Source organism: Streptomyces sp. NPDC002265 (assembly GCF_040296125.1).
Classification (GTDB): Bacteria; Actinomycetota; Actinomycetes; order Streptomycetales; family Streptomycetaceae; genus Streptomyces.
In genome coordinates this window covers 1-15,690 of record NZ_JBEOWS010000228.1, presented here as the reverse complement: position 1 = coordinate 15,690, position 15,690 = coordinate 1, and the positions used below count along the sequence as shown (strand labels likewise).

The following is a 15,690-nucleotide window of genomic DNA, read 5'->3' as shown; positions in this document are numbered from 1 at the left end:
GTGATCGGGCTGGGACTGGTGGCTTTCATGTCCCGCGAGAAGACCACCTTGTCGGACATCAGCGAGATGCTCTGCGCGGTCGCGCGCGGTGCCGCCTCGCTGCCGCAGTCGATGCTCGGATCGCTGCTGGAGCAGATCCGTACCCGGCGCTGGGACGGACAGGGCGCCGACGGGGGTGACGACCCGTCGTCCTTCACCGACCGTGAGCTCGCGGTGCTGCGGCAGCTGGCGGCCGGTTTCAGCACCACGGAGATCGCCGCGGCCCTGCACTACTCCGAACGGACCGTCAAATACATCATCCACGAGCTGACCGTCCGGCACGGCCTGCGCAACCGCGTGCACGCCGTCGCCTACGCACTGCGCCAGGGCCTTCTCTAGCCTGGTGTTCTGACCGGGAAGCTTCACCGGCTCGACCGGGCCGCATTGGTGCACCGGCCGCTGCCCAGGACCACAGGCCTGGCCCAGTCCGAGGCCGCCTCGGCGTGTACCCGTCGGATCGAACTGCCGGTTTCGGCCACGCCCGGACCGAGCCGAAACGGGATCTTCGCGGCCGGCGCTACCGCGGGCCGCGTCATGCCGCTGCCGCGCGGTCCGGCGCTTCGACAGCAGCCCTCGACCGGACCCGGTTGCGCAGCTGGCGCAGTGCGTAGTGCTGCCGGGACTTCACCGTGCCGGCGGGGACGCCGAGTATGCGGGCGGTCTCGTGGACTGTCCTGTCCTGCAGATAGGTGTGCACCAGGACTTCGCGGTGTTCGTGCGAGAGGTGCCGCAGCAGGGCCAGGGCGTCGACGGAGGCCGCCGACGTGTCGGCGTGGTCGTTCTGCAGCAGGCCCTGGTGTTCCGCACCCACCGACTCGTGGCGGGAGTAGGCGCTGCGGATGCGGTCGATGGCCAGGTTGCGGGCAACCGTGAGCAGCCAGCCGCGGATCGATCCCTCGCTGGCACGCAGCCGGTCCGCGTGGTGCCAGGCGCGTATCAGGGTCTCCTGCACGATGTCCTCCGCCGTGTGGCGGTCGCGCAGCATGCGCTCGACGTACGCGAGCAGGGGTTTGGCGTGGTCGGCCACGAGCACCTCGAGGAGGTGCTCGCGGTGTGCGGCCGGAGCGGTTGCGCAGGTCATGTCGATTCCGTGGGGACCAAGGATCCGCCCGTCGTGGTTGCTCGCACGGGCGATCACGGCCGCAGGAGACGGCCGGGAGGGTGTGCGGGATCGCCGAAGGACGGGGCAAGGCGGTGCGCCGGCCGAACCGGAGGTGACGGTTCACGGCCGACGGGCACGACACATGTCGTGCCTGCTTCGGCGGAGTTCCCCACCGGGGAACCAACACGTGCGGGGATCGTAGGCAGCGGCCGCAGCCGGAAAGCTGACGGATTTCTGACGCCGGACATGCCGAACGGACGGTCGGTCCCGAAGGGCTGCCGTCCCGTCCCGCGCGTGCCGCGTCCGTCGGCCGGATCCGTCCGTGTGTGGCGTGCACTGCGTCACAGTGCCTCCGCGTGGTACACGGAGCCGCCCCGCCGGAGGGTTCAGGCGATTTCGAGGAGCCTGGCGCGCACGCCCTCGGCGGAGGGGTGGCCGATGTGCTCCAGGATGTCCAGGGCCTGCCGCAGTGTCCGGCCCGCGCTGTCCGTCCGGCCGAGGGCCAGGTGGGTGTCGGCGATGTGGACGAGGGTGTCGGCCTCCAGGTAGGAGTCCCGGATCCGGCGGTACAGCTCCAGCGCGTGCCGGAAGCTGTCGAGGGCCCGCTCGTGGTGGCCCAGCCGGTGCTGGGCGACGCCCAGGCTGTCCCACGCGGCGGCCTCGCCGTTGGGGTCGCCGGTCTGCTGGTGGACCGCGAGTGAACGGCTGCACTCGTCGATCGCCTTGTCGTACTCACCCATCAGCAGATACGTCCAGCCCACCTCGTTGTGCACACTGGCCTCGCCGTTGAGGTGGCCGGCCGAGCGGTACAGCTCCTGGGCCAGCCGGTAGTGGTCGAGAGCGTCTGCGTGCCGGCCGTGCCGATTGGCGACGAACGCCCCGTAGCGGTGGACGCGGGCCTGTCCGTGGGTGTCGCCGAGTTCCTCGAACAAGTGCAGTGCCCGCTCCAGGTGTTCGCCCGCGCCCTCCCACTGTTCGAGCCGGCCGAGGGCGAAGCCGAGAGCCCGGTGGCCGTGCGCCTGGCCCAGCAGGTCGCCGCCACGCTGCGCCGCGGTGATGGCGGTGGTCTGCACGGTCCGCTGCTGCTGCCAGCGTCCGTTGCGGTCCAGGTAGATCTCGAGGACAGCGGCCAGCTGCCAGCTGAAGGTTCCGTCGCCGCGGCGGCCGTCCTGTTCCACGGCAGCCAGCAGCACCGGCCGTTCCCGGTCGAACCAGTCGGCCGCGGCCCGCTGGTCGGGGAACCGTTCGGGCAGAGTGTGGACCGCATGGCGACGCAGGGCGATGCGTTCGCGGTGCGGTGCGAGGACGGTCTCCGCGGCGTGGGCGCTGTGCAGGTAGTGATCTAGCACGCGGGTGGTCGCCGCGGCCGCGTCGTCGTCGGTGTCGAGTTCCTCGACGAGTTCCGCGGCGTAGGCACGCAGCAGACTGTGGGAGGAGAACCGTCCGGGCGCGTTCTCGAACAGCAGGTGGGCTCTGACCAGTTCGGTCAGATGAGTCCGCGTCTGCCGCGGGCGGGTGGCGGTCAGGCTGGCGGCGGCGGCCACCGAGCAGTCGGGGCCGGGGTGCAGGGCCAGCAGGCGGAAGAGCCGGGCGGCCTCCGGTGTGAGGGCCTGGTACGACCAGGAGAAGACGCAGCGTGCGTCGGCGAGCGGCGGCTCCCCGGTGAAGGCGTCGAGGCTGCCGTGGCTCGCCCGCAGCTCGTCGGCGATGGCGGCCAGCGGGTAGCCCGGGTTGAGTGCCGCTCGGGCGCTCACGATGGCCAGGGCCAGCGGAAGCCGCTCACAGAGGTTGATGATCTCCGCGACCGCGTGCTCCTCGCGCTCGACCCGCACCGTGCCGAGCCGGCGGGCGAGCAGTGCGCGGGCCTCGCTCTCGTCGAGCGGACTCAGGGTGACCGAATCGGCGCCCTCGACGGCCATGAGCCCCTGGAGCTGGTGACGGCTGGTGACGACGGCCAGGCAGCCGTGCGGGGCGGGCAGCAGCGGGCGCACCTGCTCGGAGTCGCGGGCGTTGTCCAGCACGACGAGGACGCGCCGCCCGGCCAGGAGCCCGCGGTACGTCGCGGCCTGCGCGTGCAGTTCCGCGGGGATGTCACCCACGGGCACGCCGAAGGCGTCCAGCAGGGCGCGCAGCGCCTCCGCCGCGCTCATCGTTGCCCCGCTCAGGTGGAAGCCGCGCAGATCGACGTAGACCTGTCCGTCGGGGAAACGGGGAGCGAGACGGTTGGCCCAGTGCACGGCGAGGGTGGTCTTGCCGACGCCGGCCATGCCGCTGAGCACGACCGTCTGCGCGGCCTCGCCGGGACCGGGCACCAGGTTGTCGAGACGCTCCAGCTCGGCGCACCGGCCGGTGAAGGCGCCCAGGTCCCGGGGAAGTTGCGCGGGACGCACCCGATCCGCGGCGGCGGCCGCGGCGGGTTGCGAGGTGTTCGTCGCGAGCGCGGCCGGCTGCGGCCGATGCGACTGCTCCAGGGCACCGCGCTGCGCCTCGCGCAGTTCGGGCCCGGGCTCCAGGCCGATCTCCTCGGCGATGCGCGCCCGGACGACCTGGTACGTCTCCAGCGCCTCGGCCTGGCGGCCTGCGGCGGCGAGGACCTCGATGAGCCGGGCCTGGAGCGCCTCGTCGAAGGGATGATGGGACGCGGCCTGGCGCAGGGTGACCAGAACGCGCTCGGTCAGCGCGGCGCCTGCCGTGGGCACGTACGCGGCGGCGTCCTTCACGGCCACGACGTGCTCGTCGTCGATGGCCGTGAAGACCGGCAAGGTGCGCACCTCGGGGGGAATGCCGGATGCGGCAGGGCCGCGCCACAGGTCGAGTGCCTCGACGAGCAGTTCCACGGCCTTCACCTGGTCGCCCTGCTGCGCACAGCGGTGCGCGTCCTCGCGCAGGGTGCGGAACCGCAGCAGGTCCAGTTCGTCCCCGGAGACGTTCAGGCCGTAGCCGCCCGAGGCGCGGACCAGACGGCTGGAGGCGGTTCCGGAGCGCAGACCGGGTTCGAGGAGCCTGCGCAGCGCGGCGACATGGCGGTGGACAACGTTGACCGCGGTGGCCGGGGGGCCCTCGTGCCACAGGGAGTCCACGATCCCGTGCAGGGGCACCGGCTGACCAGCATGAGCCAGCAGCAGGGCCAGCAGGGCTCGCTGCTTGGGAGGGCCCAGCTCGAGGTCGCTGGTCCCCTGCCAGACCCGGACGGGTCCAAGGATCTGAAAACGCATGTCCGGTCGATTCTATTTGCCGAAGGGCGCCGCGTGCGTGTCCGCGCCCCGGGGTTGCGGAGTATGCGGCGGAGTTCGCCGGTGTCCGCCTCTTGAGGGCTCATGGGATCGCATGCCTGGGTGACGTCGCCGGGGGCGGCGTGTCGCGCCAGGGACAGGCGCCGACTCCCTCTCGACGGGGGCGATGGGCAGGGCGGATCGTGCTCCCCGTCGTCGGAGACCACGCGGCTTCCCGGCATGACTTCAAATGTTGAACTTGAAACTACATGCCCGTGCCTGTAGCTCTATCTGCACGCAATCTCCACGAAAGGGCGTCATGTACGGCACGGTCAATGGATTCAGTTATGGGTGGATCACGCCCATCGTGGCGTACGTCATGGCGTGCTTGGGTGGTGCTCTCGCGTTGCGCTGTGTCACCCGCTCTCTGTTGGTGGAACGTTCCTTCAAGGCCGGCTGGCTCGTGCTGGGAGCGGCCGCGCTGGGATGCGGCATCTGGTCGATGCACTTCATCGGGATGGTCGGGTTCCACATCGTCGATGTGCCCATCAACTACAACGTGTCGCTGACCCTGCTGAGCCTGCTCGTGGCCATCGTGATGGTGAGTGTCGGCGTCTTCATCGTCGGATACCGGGGAGCGGGTCCGGTCACCCTGGGGCTGGCCGGGCTGACGACAGGTCTCGGGGTGGCGGGCATGCACTACATCGGCATGGCCAGCATGAAGTTCGAGGGGAACCTGGACTACCAGCCCGTCGTCGTGGCGACGTCCGTCGTCATCGCCGTGGCGGCGGCGACGGCGGCGCTGTGGGCTGCCGCGAGCGTGCGCGGCTTCCTGCCCACGCTTGGGGCGAGCCTCGTCATGGGTGTGGCCGTCAGCGGCATGCACTACACCGCCATGGCCGGTGTGAGCGTCCACCTGCACGACCAGGGTGCGGTGGAGTCGGGTTCGTCCCTGGCCAAGGTGCTGGTCCCGATGCTCCTCGGGCCGGTCCTCTTCCTCCTGTTCGCCGGAGTCGTCGTCATGTTCGACCCGCTGGTCGTCTCCGGTGAGGGGTTCGGCGACGGCTCGGCCGCGCGGACCGACCGCGGGAGCCAGGGAGCTGCCTCGGTGTTCGCGGAGTCCGGCCCGGGCCACCGGCGTGAGACGTCTGACGACTTCGGCTGGTAGGTGACTCACCGCCGGCGCGGTCATCGTTGCCACGAGCGCGGGGAGGGGCATCCCTTCCCTTCGCGGCAGAGATGGCCGCAGTGCTCGTTCTCGGTCGCTGTCGACCGGTTCTCGGGGGCCGGAGGCGGGCTGCACGGTTCGACGGCCAAGGGCGGCAGTGCAGCCCGAAGACGCGGACTCTGAAGCCCGTTTCCTTGGAGGCTTCGCCTTCGCGCAAGGCCAAAAGCGTGGCTGCGGGACGGTCCTGTTGGGGCGCAGCTTCCGCGCGGAGTCCATGCCGATGGTGCACAGAGACGACCTGCCCGTGCGCCGGGAAGCGCGCACGGACGGGCCGCGATGACCGGTCCGCCCGCCCTGGGTCGAACCGGTCACGGTGCTCCGGTGCCGAGCGGGACCGGAGCACCGGCTCAGGCGGCGGAGAAGCAGGACCCAATGGCGGGTTGCAAGAGGCGCTGAGCAGGTGGATGCCGCCGTCCTTCGCACCCTTCGCGGTGGTGGTGCCGTGATGGAGGAACGGATCGGCGTCCACGTTCTCCAGCTTCAGGCCCGCGGGTCATCTGAGGTGGCAGGTGGGCTTCGGCGTCACCTCCGTGGACGTGCAGCGCACATTCACCTGAACGACATCACCCATGAGCCGACTGTTGCAGGCGCGGGCCCGGGGCATGCCTCAATGGGCACAACTGCTGCCCATGGGGCAGCCTTCAGGTCGCCGCAGCGTCGCATGAGAGGTCACACATGGCCTCCCACCGGGGGAATTGGCGGCAGATCGGTGTTCTGCCGCCCTCCAGGCCCGGCCTCACTTGTGGCATCTTGCTGTGCGGTGCCGGACGGGAGCGAGGAGCCGGATTGCGCTGTCCTCCCGTGGGGTCGGTGTCCCGCAACTGCCCCTTCGAGGCGTCGTGTTCTCCAACACCAGCCGTCACTGGTGTCCCGTTCACGAACCGTTGTTCCATCGACACGGGCGATGCCGAGCTGCCCGAACACCTCCACGACGAGAAGGCATGGCGTGAGCCTCATCGACCGCGGCCTTGAAGCAGAGCGCTTGTTCCGCGACATTGCGCTGTGTGTCTCGGCCTGCCGTGACGGTGGCCCGGCCATGGTCTGGTCCGTCGACGCGGGCACGGTCCTGCGAGCCGGGGAAGTCCGCCCGCTCGCTGCCACTTGCCCGTCTCCGGCGCAAGGCAAGGAGGAGCCTCCGCGCTAGCGTGGAGCCACACCCCGGTTGCGCGCGATGGCCGCCCGCCTGGGCGAGGCCCTTCATCAGCCGGTACGTGCCGGATTCTGGAGCTTGGAGACGATCACGCTGCAGACACTGGCATGCGACGCGGTCCTGCTGCTGATGGCGGAATCCGGAGAATGCCGCGTGGCCGTGGGGAGTGTCGGGCACGAACTGCGATCGGCGGTTCCCGGGTGCGGGTCCGCCTGCCCGAGAGGGAGGCCCTGTAAGTGCCCCGCCAGGGACGTTACGCACTCGCCGACGTCCACCGCCCCCGCGTGCCCGCGCACTGCCAATTGTGCGAACGAGCTACGGGGCCGCACGTCTGCCCTGGTGCTCACTTCGCCTACGAGATCACCCTGCACCGGGCTTGACCGCCCGGTGACTGTCGAACACCCCATGAGGAGAGAGATGTTGAAGAGCCTGCCCCAGACGGAGAGCACCCTGCTGATCCGTACGGACTTTTCGGATCAGGCGGCGTGGGAGGCACTCCGTACGGCCGCCACCACCCCGGACGACGAGGAATTCGTCGCCGATGTCCACGTCGTGGACGATCCCGCCTACAGCGATCTGACCACCGAGCAGATCGTCGCGCTGGCGCCTCCCGGGAGCGACCTGATGATTGTGGCTGACAAGAGCGCCCTCACCGCTCCCGGCATGCCTCTGCTCGCCGTGCAGTTGTTCGACGAGGAGGACGAGGACGCGCCGGAGCAGGGTTATGACGAATTGCGCGTCGTGGTCGAGGAGCTTTCGGCGATCGAGAACAACATCTCCATCGGCAACATGGACTGGGAAGAGTTCGTCGACGCCGCGGACGAGGAGGGCGTCTTCCGCGGCTTCTGATCCTCGGCGACGACCGGCCTCCGCGACGTCTGGGTCATGAGCGAGGGCTGCTTTCGGCAGCGGAGTCCAGCGCTCACCGAGCGACGGGCGCCCACGGTCAGCCCACGGACACGGGGCGTACGTCATACGGCCGTAGTACGCCCCCACGGTGCTGGTGATCGCGCCACCGTCGTGCTGGTGCACGGCGCGTAGGCGGACGCCTTCATCTGGGACGACGTCATCAAGAGCCTGCAAGCACGACCAAGGCCGTCGCGTGGAAAACCAATCCGTCGTGGTTCCTCGTGGCCACGGACGACCGTACGATCGGCACCCGGAACCTGCCGGAAGCGGCCCCCAGGCCGCCCTGTTCGGCAGCGCGGCCGCGGCCGCGGTCGCGATCGGTGACGGCATCCTCCTCGCCGTGCACGCGTGCCGGGCGCGGCGACGCGCGTGAACCCCGTCGTGCCGGCAAGCCCCGGGCGTTTAGGGACCCTCCGGCACGGCATGGTCGGCGAACTCGGCCGCGTCGTCAGGAGGTTTCCTCGCGAGCCGCGGCGCGTTCCTCGATCGCCAGTGCGTGTTCCAGCGCGCAGATCAGGAGATCCTTCACCGAACGACGTTGACGCGCGTCGCACAGGACGACGGGCACGTCCGGGTTCAGATCCAGGGCGGCGCGCACCGTCTCCACCGGGTATGCGCGCGATCCCGAGAAGGAGTTGACGGCGACGACGAAGGGAAGTCGCCGGCGCTCGAAGTAGTCGATGGAGGGGAAGGACACCGGCAGGCGCCGTGTGTCGACGAGGACCACGGCGCACAGGGCACCCGCGGCCAGCTCGTCCCACATGAACCAGAAGCGGTCCTGACCGGGGGTGCCGAACAGGAACAGGTCGAGTTTGTCGCGGAGGGTGATGCGGCCGAAGTCCATGGCGACCGTGGTCGTGGCCTTCAGCTCCACACCCGAGGTGTCGTCGATACCGATGCTCGCGCGGGTGAGGGTCTCCTCGGTGTGGAAGGGGGTGATCTCGCTGATCGTCGAGACCAGGGTGGTCTTCCCGGTCCCGAACCCTCCCGCGACGAGGATCTTGACTGCTTGGGGCAGGTCGTCCGCGGCAAGCGGGGGCGTCTTGCCTCTTGGCACGATGCTGCTCATGACCGTTCCATTTCTCAGCCGATGGATGTCGAGTAGCGGCGCCGTCTGGCGCCGGTGAACCGGTTCACAGGGCCCGCAAGCCGGTGAGGACCTCTCTGATGAGCTGCGGGCTGGGCCGCTCGCTGGGTTCGCGCACCCTGATGGCCCCCATGTCGAGCAGATCGCCGAGCAGGACCCGGACCACACCGATCGGCAGGTTCGCACCGGCCGAGAGTTCACTCACCGACACCGGTCTGCGGCACAGGATGAGCAGACGGGTGTGCTCGGGCTCGATGTGGATCCACCCGTGCAGGGTGTCCACCAGCGCGACCACGAAGGCCACCAGGTCGAACACGTCATGGCGGGCCCTGGTACGCCCTCGTACCAGGGCGTACGGACGGACCAGCGGTCCGTCGTCCACCCAGTCACTGTCGTTCATGCCATCAGCCGATGCCGTGCTTCTGGCCGCGGGCGTTCACGGACAGGTGCTGGCCGACCCGCTTGACCAGACGCGCCATCTCGTAGGCGACCGCGCCGATGTCGGAGCCCTCCGGTGTGAGCACCGTCAGGCAGGCGTTGTCGCCCGCGGAGCAGACGAAGAGGTACCCGGCCTCCATCTCCACCATGGTCTGGCGGACGGCGCCGCCTCCGAAGTGGCGGCCCGCCCCCTTGGCAAGGCTGTGGAAGCCGGAGGCGACCGCGGAGAGTTGCTGGGCGTGCTCCAGGCTCAGTCCGTCGGAGCCGGCCAGCATCAAGCCGTCCGTCGTCAGCACGACGGCGTGGGCGATGTCTGGTACGCGCTGGACCATGTCATTGAGGAGCCAGCCCAGGTTGGAGGCCGCTTCGGCAACGATCGGCTGGGTCATCTGAACCTTCCATCTCCTTGGTAGTGATCGCCGGTGGACAGGTCGGGGAGGGGGAACTGGCTGGTGTTGGAATCCATCCGCCCTCGTGCGGTGCCGTGCTGCAGGGCGGCCATCAGCGAGCGCACCTGCGGAGGCCGCCCGGTCGTTGCGTCGGAGCTCTCCCCGGTCCCTTCGGCTGCCCAGGCAGTGCTCGCGGGGGCCGGAGGGTTGCTGTCGGACCGGGCCTCTGCCATGGCTCCGAACCAGGACGCGACCCGCTGATGCGCAGGCGCGTCGGCCGGGGCGGCCTGGCTGGCGCCTGGGGCCTCGGCCCAGTCCATGGGAGCCTTTCCGGGGGGCGCGTACGCGTCGTTCATGAGTTGGGGAGCGAGGTTGGCCTGCCTGACCCGGCGCGGCAGGCCGTCGATCATGTCGGGCGGTGCGGTCGACGAGGCCGCGTCCTGGGCGTGCCAGCTCATGTCGCTGGGCTCGGCGTCCATCGGGTGCGACACCGCCCAGGCATCGGGTGACCCAACCGGCGTGCTCTGGTCCCAGGAGCCGGGAACGGCATGGCTGGTCTGGTGGACGAAGGCGCCGGACTCCGAAGCGGCGTCCAGAAGCGCCGCGGCTTGGCGTGGGCCGGGCTGCCCGAAGGCGCGGGCGGGCATGTCGGCCTCGCTCGTGCCCGCGGCCGGCGGCTCGATGCCGGCCGGGCCCTCTTCGATCAGCGAGTACGGGATCAGGACGACGACGGACACACCTCCGAACGGAGAGGGGCGCAGCGTGACGTTGATGCCATGGCGGCGGGCCAGGCGGCCCACCGTGACCAGTCCCAGGTGAGTGCTGTCGAGAAGGCTGATGTCCTGCGGCGCGTTGATCTGCGCGTTGGCGGCTTGGAGGGCCTCCTCACGCATGCCCAGGCCCCGGTCGTCGACCTCGACGATCACGCCGCTGGCGCCGGTGCCCATGCTGACCCGCACCTCGCTGTCGGCGGGCGAGAAGTTCTGGGCGTTCTCGATGAGTTCCGCGAGCAGATGGATGATGTCGGCCGCGGCCTGGCCCTTGATGCCGATGGGAGGGATCGGCAGGACGACGACCCGGGCGTAGTCCTCCGTCTCGGCGACCGCGCCACGGACGACGTCGACGGCTGGGACCGCGTGCCGCCAGATGCGACCGGACGCGGCACCGGAGACGATGATCAGGCCCTCGGAGTAGCGCCGCAGTCGGGTGGCCAGCTGGTCGAGCCGGTAGAGGCCGTTGAGGACCTCGGGATCGTTCTCGCGCTTCTCCATGGCGTCCAGCACACCGAGCTGGCGGTGGACCAGACCCTGGCTGCGCCGGGCGAGGTTGAGGAAGACATCCTTGATGCCCTGGTAGAGACGGATGTCCTCGTGGGCGAGCTCGACGGCCGTGACTTGCAGTGCGTAGAAGGCGTCACCGAGTCGGGCCATTTCGGGGTTGACGAACTCGGGGCGCGTCATGTCCGCGGCCACGTCCACGTTCTCGCCGCGGCGCAGTCGGCCGACGACGTCGCGCAGGTGGTCCTCGGTCAGGTTGCGGGCGGACTCACGCAGTCGGCTAAGGTCCATCACCAGTGAGCGGGCGATCTTGACGGACATGGCCGCCGACACGATGAGTGCGACGAGTCCGAGCAGTCCGGCGGTGAGCAGTTCGACGAGGGCGTGTCGGGCCGGAGGGTCCGTGAGGGTGAAGACGACGTCGATGTCACCCAGGGCCAACTCGTTGCTCGTCGACCAGGACTTGTCGTACACGGCGCGCCACTGCTTGATGGAGAACGGCAGTTGCCGTGCGTCGGGGCCGGCCACTATGACGCGTTGTTCCATGGCCATGACCTGCTGGAGCGGGCCACCGTCGGCGGCGAGCTTCTCGAACGGGGCGCGCAGGGCCGGGGGCAGGCCAGGCATGGCGAGGGCGTTGAGGTAACGCTCGGTACCGGCGTTCTGGACGAACGCGGCGTACGCCTCCGGGTCCAGTCTGTGTTGGGGACTGGCGGCCGCAGCCGAGATGAGCGCGTCCTCCTGTGCCAGGCAGTCGCCCGAGAGGACCAGCGTGAACAGTGCCAGTCCGAGGTCCTGGGCGTCGTCGGCCGGCAGGATCGTCATGCTGCGGAAGGCGTCGGAGATCGCCGCGTTCATGAGGGTGTACGAGGCGAGCACTTTGCTGCTGGGGAGCATCCCGGTGTCGACGCCTTGGCGCAGTGTGGTGATGGAACCGAGTGCCTGCTCCGCTGTGTCGACGCTCTTCCGCACTCGCGCGGTCTCGTCGTCGCGCACACTCTCGTCGTGCGCCTGCGCCAGGAACTCACTGATCGCCTTGTCGGTGGCGGCGCGGCTGTCGCGGAGGTCGTTCGTGCCGGTTGTTGCCGGACCCTTCCCCACGGCCGCCTTGTTCCCAGAGGCCTTGCCCGCGGCGAGCCGGATCAGCGATTCCCGCCGTTCGGTCTGGAGGGATATGACCACGTGGCCCAGGGGGTGCGCCAGGTGGGTGCCGATCGTATTGACGTGCGCCAGCGTCAGGGCGTTGCCCAGCGAGAGATACGCGGCGTAGGCCCACAGAGAGGCCAGTGACACCAGGGGAAGCAGCAGGACCGCTGTCAGCTTCCTGCGAATTGTCGTTCCACGCGTTTTCATGAGGGGTCGCAAACTCCATGGAAAAGGCGGTGCCCACCCTCGGGGCGGTGGCGACACGGCCAGCGTCCGTCAGGAATTTGGATTTCGTTCGTCTCTGGGTGAAGCGGACTTTCCTTCGCCGAGGAGAGCGGATACGTGGTCCATGCGGTGCGTGGCCGGGAGAGCGGCGCGGAGCGCCGTTCCAGCTCAGCAGAGGAAGACGTATTCGCTGCTTCTCGGTCGAGACCCACATTCCGCATCACCGGATACTTGCGCGCAGAAACCTCGCCTCAAGACCCGCCGGAAGCGTACCTGAATGAGCCAGGAAGTGAATATCCCGGCGGCCGTGGTGCGGGTTCTTTTGTTCAGCATTGCTGTTCGCGAGAGGTTCCCGCCCTGCGACATCCAGTGCTGAACCCCCGACAATCAAGTTGTTTTGCGATCGAATGTGCGGGTTAGCGCACCCGAAAGCAAGGCTTTGTCATGTACGCAACTCTTCAATTCTTGAACGCCTATTGCGCTTTCGGGAAAAAGCTCTTCCCCTTCGGTCGCGCATTTCCGTACGGTTGAACGGTCGACAGGCGGGATCAGGACGACCTGCGTGCGGGGCGGGCGGGGGCGGCGCTCCGCGTCTACTGCTCTATGCGCGTTGCGCGCACCCGCCGACTGTGTGGGGCGCGGCCGCCCGGGGTGTGCGATTCAAGGCCGGGGTCGTGGCTCGAAAAGGTGGTTGCGGGGTGCCGAACGAGTCGTCAGGTCGTCTCTGCGGACGACAAGTTGTCTGCGGTGACCACCGAAAAAACCCCACATAATCCCGCCAACTACGCCGCGCGTCTCAGGTTGGGTGTGGCTGAAAACGTTCGCTCCTCGACGTAATTTCGCTGTTGCCGGACCGTAAACCGGCACGTGGAAGCCGCCATACCGTGAACGGCGGACGTCGCCGGAGTCACCGAATTTCGGACAATGATCTCCGCAGTGGTGACAGTGAGCGGGCGCGCTGAAACGATCCAACCCGGCGGCGGATATCAGCCGCACGCCGTACCGCGGAGCCCACGAAGGTCTCCGACATCCTCCGTCCCAGCGGCCGTTCCCGGCCGGGCACAAGGAGCTGCACGAGTGAACCGCCACCCGTCTGCCACGGGCGACATGTCACCCCCGAACCCCTCTCCCACCCGCGGCGGGCACCCCGCACGGGGCCGCCGCCTCGCCGCCGCTGCCGTCACGGTGGCCGCGCTGCTGACCCCGTTCCTCCCTGCCACCGGCGCCGCGGCCGCGTCTGCCGACGGGGACACGGCGCCGGGCAGGATCGTTGCCGACGCCAGGTCCGGGGCGCGCCCCGACGCCCTCTCCGCAGCACAGCGCAAGCAGTTGCTCAAGGCGGCCACCGAACAGCGCACCACGACCGCCCACGCCCTGCACCTTGGCGCAAAGGAGCAGTTGATACCCAAGGACGTCATCAAGGACGCCGACGGCACGGTGCACACCCGCTACGAGCGCACCTACGCAGGCCTTCCCGTCATCGGCGGCGACCTGGTGGTCCACGAACGGGCCGACAGCCGCACCGTCACCAAGGCGTCGCCGGCTCCGGTCACCGTCCCCACGACGAAGGCCGCCCTCAGCGCCGCCCAGGCGAAGAAGTCCGCGCTGTCCACGGCCGAGAAGGAACGCACCGAGGACGCCTCCGCGGCCCAGGAGCCCCGGCTCGTCGTCTTCATGGACGGCACCGAGCCCACCCTCGCCTGGCAGTCCTACGTCACCGGCACCCAGGCCGACGGCACCCCGAGCCGGCTGATGGTCGTCACCGACGCCACCACCGGCAGGCAGCTCCAGAGCACCGAGCAGATCAACTCCGGTACCGGAAACAGCCGTTACAGCGGCCAGGTCGAGATCGGCACCGTCGACGACAACGGTGTCTACGAGCTGACCGACCCCGACCGAGGCAGCCACAAGACCTACGACCTGACCGGCGGAGGCAACGGCACCCTCGTCACCGACGACGACGACATCTGGGGCGACGGAACCACCGCCGACCGCCAGACCGCCGCCGTCGACGCCGCCTACGGCCAGCGCGAGACCTGGGACTTCTACCTCAACCGCTTCGGCCGCCACGGCATCGCCGACAACGGTGTCGGAGCCTCCTCCCGCGTCCACTACGGCAACGGCTACGCCAACGCCTACTGGGACGACCTCTGCTTCTGCATGACCTACGGCGACGGCCTGGGCAACACCAAGCCGCTCACCGAACTCGACATCGCCGCCCACGAGATGACTCACGGCGTCACCTACGCCACCGCCGGCCTCGTCTACACCGGTGAGTCCGGCGGACTCAACGAGGCGACCAGCGACATCATGGGCACCGCCGTCGAGTTCTTCGCGAACAACGCCGCCGACGTCCCCGACTACACCATCGGCGAACTCGCCGACGTCCGCGGCACCGGCAAACCCCTGCGCTACATGGACCAGCCCTCCAAGGACGCCGACCCCGTCAAGGGCACGTCCGCGGACTACTGGAGCCCGGACCTCAAGAAGCAGGACGTCCACCACAGCTCCGGCCCCGCGAACCACTTCTTCTACCTCCTGTCCGAGGGCAGCGGAAGCAAGACCGTCAACGGCGCCGCCTACGACAGCCCCACCTACGACGGCCAGCCGGTCGCGGGCATCGGCCTGAACAACGCCACCGACATCTGGTACCGGGCCCTGACCACCTACATGACCAGCACCACCGACTACGCCGGCGCCCGCACCGCCACCCTCCAGGCGGCCGCCGACCTGTTCGGACAGGGCAGCGCCACCTACGAAGCCGTCGGCAACGCCTGGGCAGCCGTCAACGTCGGCGCCCGCTACATCCACCACATCGCCGTCACCGCGCCCTCCACCCGGCCCGTCGCCGTCGGCCAGCCCACCACACGCCAGATCGAGGCCGCCGGCTCCGATCCCGGGCAGCTCTCCTACACGGCGCACGGCCTGCCCAAGGGCTTGTCCATCAACGCGCACACCGGCCTGATCAGCGGCACACCCGAGAAGGCCGGCACCTACAAGGCGGCCGTCACCATCCGTAACACCGCCCAGCGCAAGGCCAGGCTCACGGTGCGCTTCGACTGGCCCGTCCTCGCCTCCGGCGGACGCTACTTCGTCAACCCCGCCCGCTTCGACATCCCCAACTGGAAGACGATCGAGTCCCCGCTGATCGTGACCGGCCGCAAGGGCAACGCCCCCAAGGACCTCAAGGTGACCATCGACCTCGTCCACCCGTGGGTCGGCGGCCAGGTGGTCACGCTGGTCAGCCAGAACGGCACGGAGATCCCGGTGAAGCCCTGGTACTGGGACACCGGTGAAGGCCAGATCCACGCCACGTACACCGTCGATGCCTCCGCGGTGCCGGCCAACGGCACCTGGAAGCTGCGCGTCACAGATGCGACCCCCGGCATCTACACTCCCGAGCCCGGCTACCTCGACCGCTGGAGCCTGACCTTCTGACCAGGCGGGAACGGTCGGTGATCCCCCCACACCCACCCATCCCCACGGCA

Annotated in this window: 10 protein-coding genes; 4 read left to right on the top strand and 6 right to left on the bottom strand. The window is 69.3% G+C overall.

The genetic code is table 11. The annotated features are described in order from the left end of the window. The coding region (locus ABT085_RS31290; protein WP_351615380.1) for a helix-turn-helix transcriptional regulator at positions 1-378 on the top strand (378 nt) is incomplete at its 5' end. Positions 379-571: 193 nt separating this feature from the next. Here the strand turns inward: ABT085_RS31290 and ABT085_RS31285 are convergent. Then, entirely contained in the window at positions 572-1,120 is a 549-nt protein-coding gene (locus ABT085_RS31285) for a sigma-70 family RNA polymerase sigma factor (RefSeq protein ID WP_351615377.1), read from the bottom strand. A 407-nt stretch (positions 1,121-1,527) separates the two neighbouring features. Continuing rightward, on the bottom strand, positions 1,528-4,356 hold the full coding sequence (locus tag ABT085_RS31280) for an AfsR/SARP family transcriptional regulator (protein WP_351615374.1): 2,829 nt from the start codon (positions 4,354-4,356) through the stop codon (positions 1,528-1,530). Between the two features lie 316 nt (positions 4,357-4,672). Here ABT085_RS31280 and ABT085_RS31275 point away from each other — a divergent pair, with 316 nt between their 5' ends. Continuing rightward, positions 4,673-5,521 carry an MHYT domain-containing protein gene (locus ABT085_RS31275; RefSeq protein ID WP_351615372.1) on the top strand — a complete coding sequence of 283 codons (849 nt, stop codon included), beginning with the start codon at positions 4,673-4,675 and terminating at the stop codon, positions 5,519-5,521. 1,627 nt (positions 5,522-7,148) lie between these two features. Beyond that, positions 7,149-7,580: a DUF6924 domain-containing protein gene (locus tag ABT085_RS31270; RefSeq protein WP_351615369.1), complete on the top strand. Its 432-nt coding sequence runs from the start codon at positions 7,149-7,151 to the stop codon at positions 7,578-7,580. Positions 7,581-8,088: 508 nt separating this feature from the next. On the opposite strand, the gene ABT085_RS31265 is transcribed toward ABT085_RS31270, so the two are convergent. The 4 genes from ABT085_RS31265 to ABT085_RS31250 all read right to left on the bottom strand — a co-directional run bounded on the left by ABT085_RS31265 (position 8,089) and on the right by ABT085_RS31250 (position 12,124). Continuing rightward, entirely contained in the window at positions 8,089-8,709 is a 621-nt protein-coding gene (locus ABT085_RS31265; RefSeq protein WP_351615366.1) for a GTP-binding protein, read from the bottom strand. A 64-nt stretch (positions 8,710-8,773) separates the two neighbouring features. Next, complete coding sequence (locus tag ABT085_RS31260) at positions 8,774-9,127, bottom strand: DUF742 domain-containing protein (protein WP_351615364.1); 354 nt, start codon at positions 9,125-9,127, stop codon at positions 8,774-8,776. 4 nt (positions 9,128-9,131) lie between these two features. Beyond that, a complete protein-coding gene (locus ABT085_RS31255; RefSeq protein ID WP_351615361.1) occupies positions 9,132-9,554 on the bottom strand; it encodes a roadblock/LC7 domain-containing protein in 423 nt (140 codons plus the stop codon). Beyond that, positions 9,551-12,124 carry a nitrate- and nitrite sensing domain-containing protein gene (locus tag ABT085_RS31250; RefSeq protein WP_351615359.1) on the bottom strand — a complete coding sequence of 858 codons (2,574 nt, stop codon included), beginning with the start codon at positions 12,122-12,124 and terminating at the stop codon, positions 9,551-9,553. Before ABT085_RS31250 ends, ABT085_RS31255 begins: the two co-directional genes overlap by 4 nt. Before the next feature lie 1,185 nt (positions 12,125-13,309). Here ABT085_RS31250 and ABT085_RS31245 point away from each other — a divergent pair. Beyond that, positions 13,310-15,640, top strand: a complete 2,331-nt coding sequence (locus ABT085_RS31245) for a M4 family metallopeptidase (protein ID WP_351615356.1) — start codon at positions 13,310-13,312, stop codon at positions 15,638-15,640. Positions 15,641-15,690 lie beyond the last annotated feature (50 nt).

Bases quoted from the DNA above. Each gene is read 5' to 3' on its own strand.
- ABT085_RS31260 (WP_351615364.1), bottom strand. From the start codon at position 9,127: ATGAACGACAGTGACTGGGTGGACGACGGACCGCTGGTCCGTCCGTAC.
- ABT085_RS31280 (WP_351615374.1), bottom strand. From the start codon at position 4,356: ATGCGTTTTCAGATCCTTGGACCCGTCCGGGTCTGGCAGGGGACCAGC.
- ABT085_RS31255 (WP_351615361.1), bottom strand. From the start codon at position 9,554: ATGACCCAGCCGATCGTTGCCGAAGCGGCCTCCAACCTGGGCTGGCTC.
- ABT085_RS31265 (WP_351615366.1), bottom strand. From the start codon at position 8,709: ATGAGCAGCATCGTGCCAAGAGGCAAGACGCCCCCGCTTGCCGCGGAC.
- ABT085_RS31275 (WP_351615372.1), top strand. From the start codon at position 4,673: ATGTACGGCACGGTCAATGGATTCAGTTATGGGTGGATCACGCCCATC.
- ABT085_RS31270 (WP_351615369.1), top strand. From the start codon at position 7,149: ATGTTGAAGAGCCTGCCCCAGACGGAGAGCACCCTGCTGATCCGTACG.
- ABT085_RS31245 (WP_351615356.1), top strand. From the start codon at position 13,310: ATGTCACCCCCGAACCCCTCTCCCACCCGCGGCGGGCACCCCGCACGG.
- ABT085_RS31285 (WP_351615377.1), bottom strand. From the start codon at position 1,120: ATGACCTGCGCAACCGCTCCGGCCGCACACCGCGAGCACCTCCTCGAG.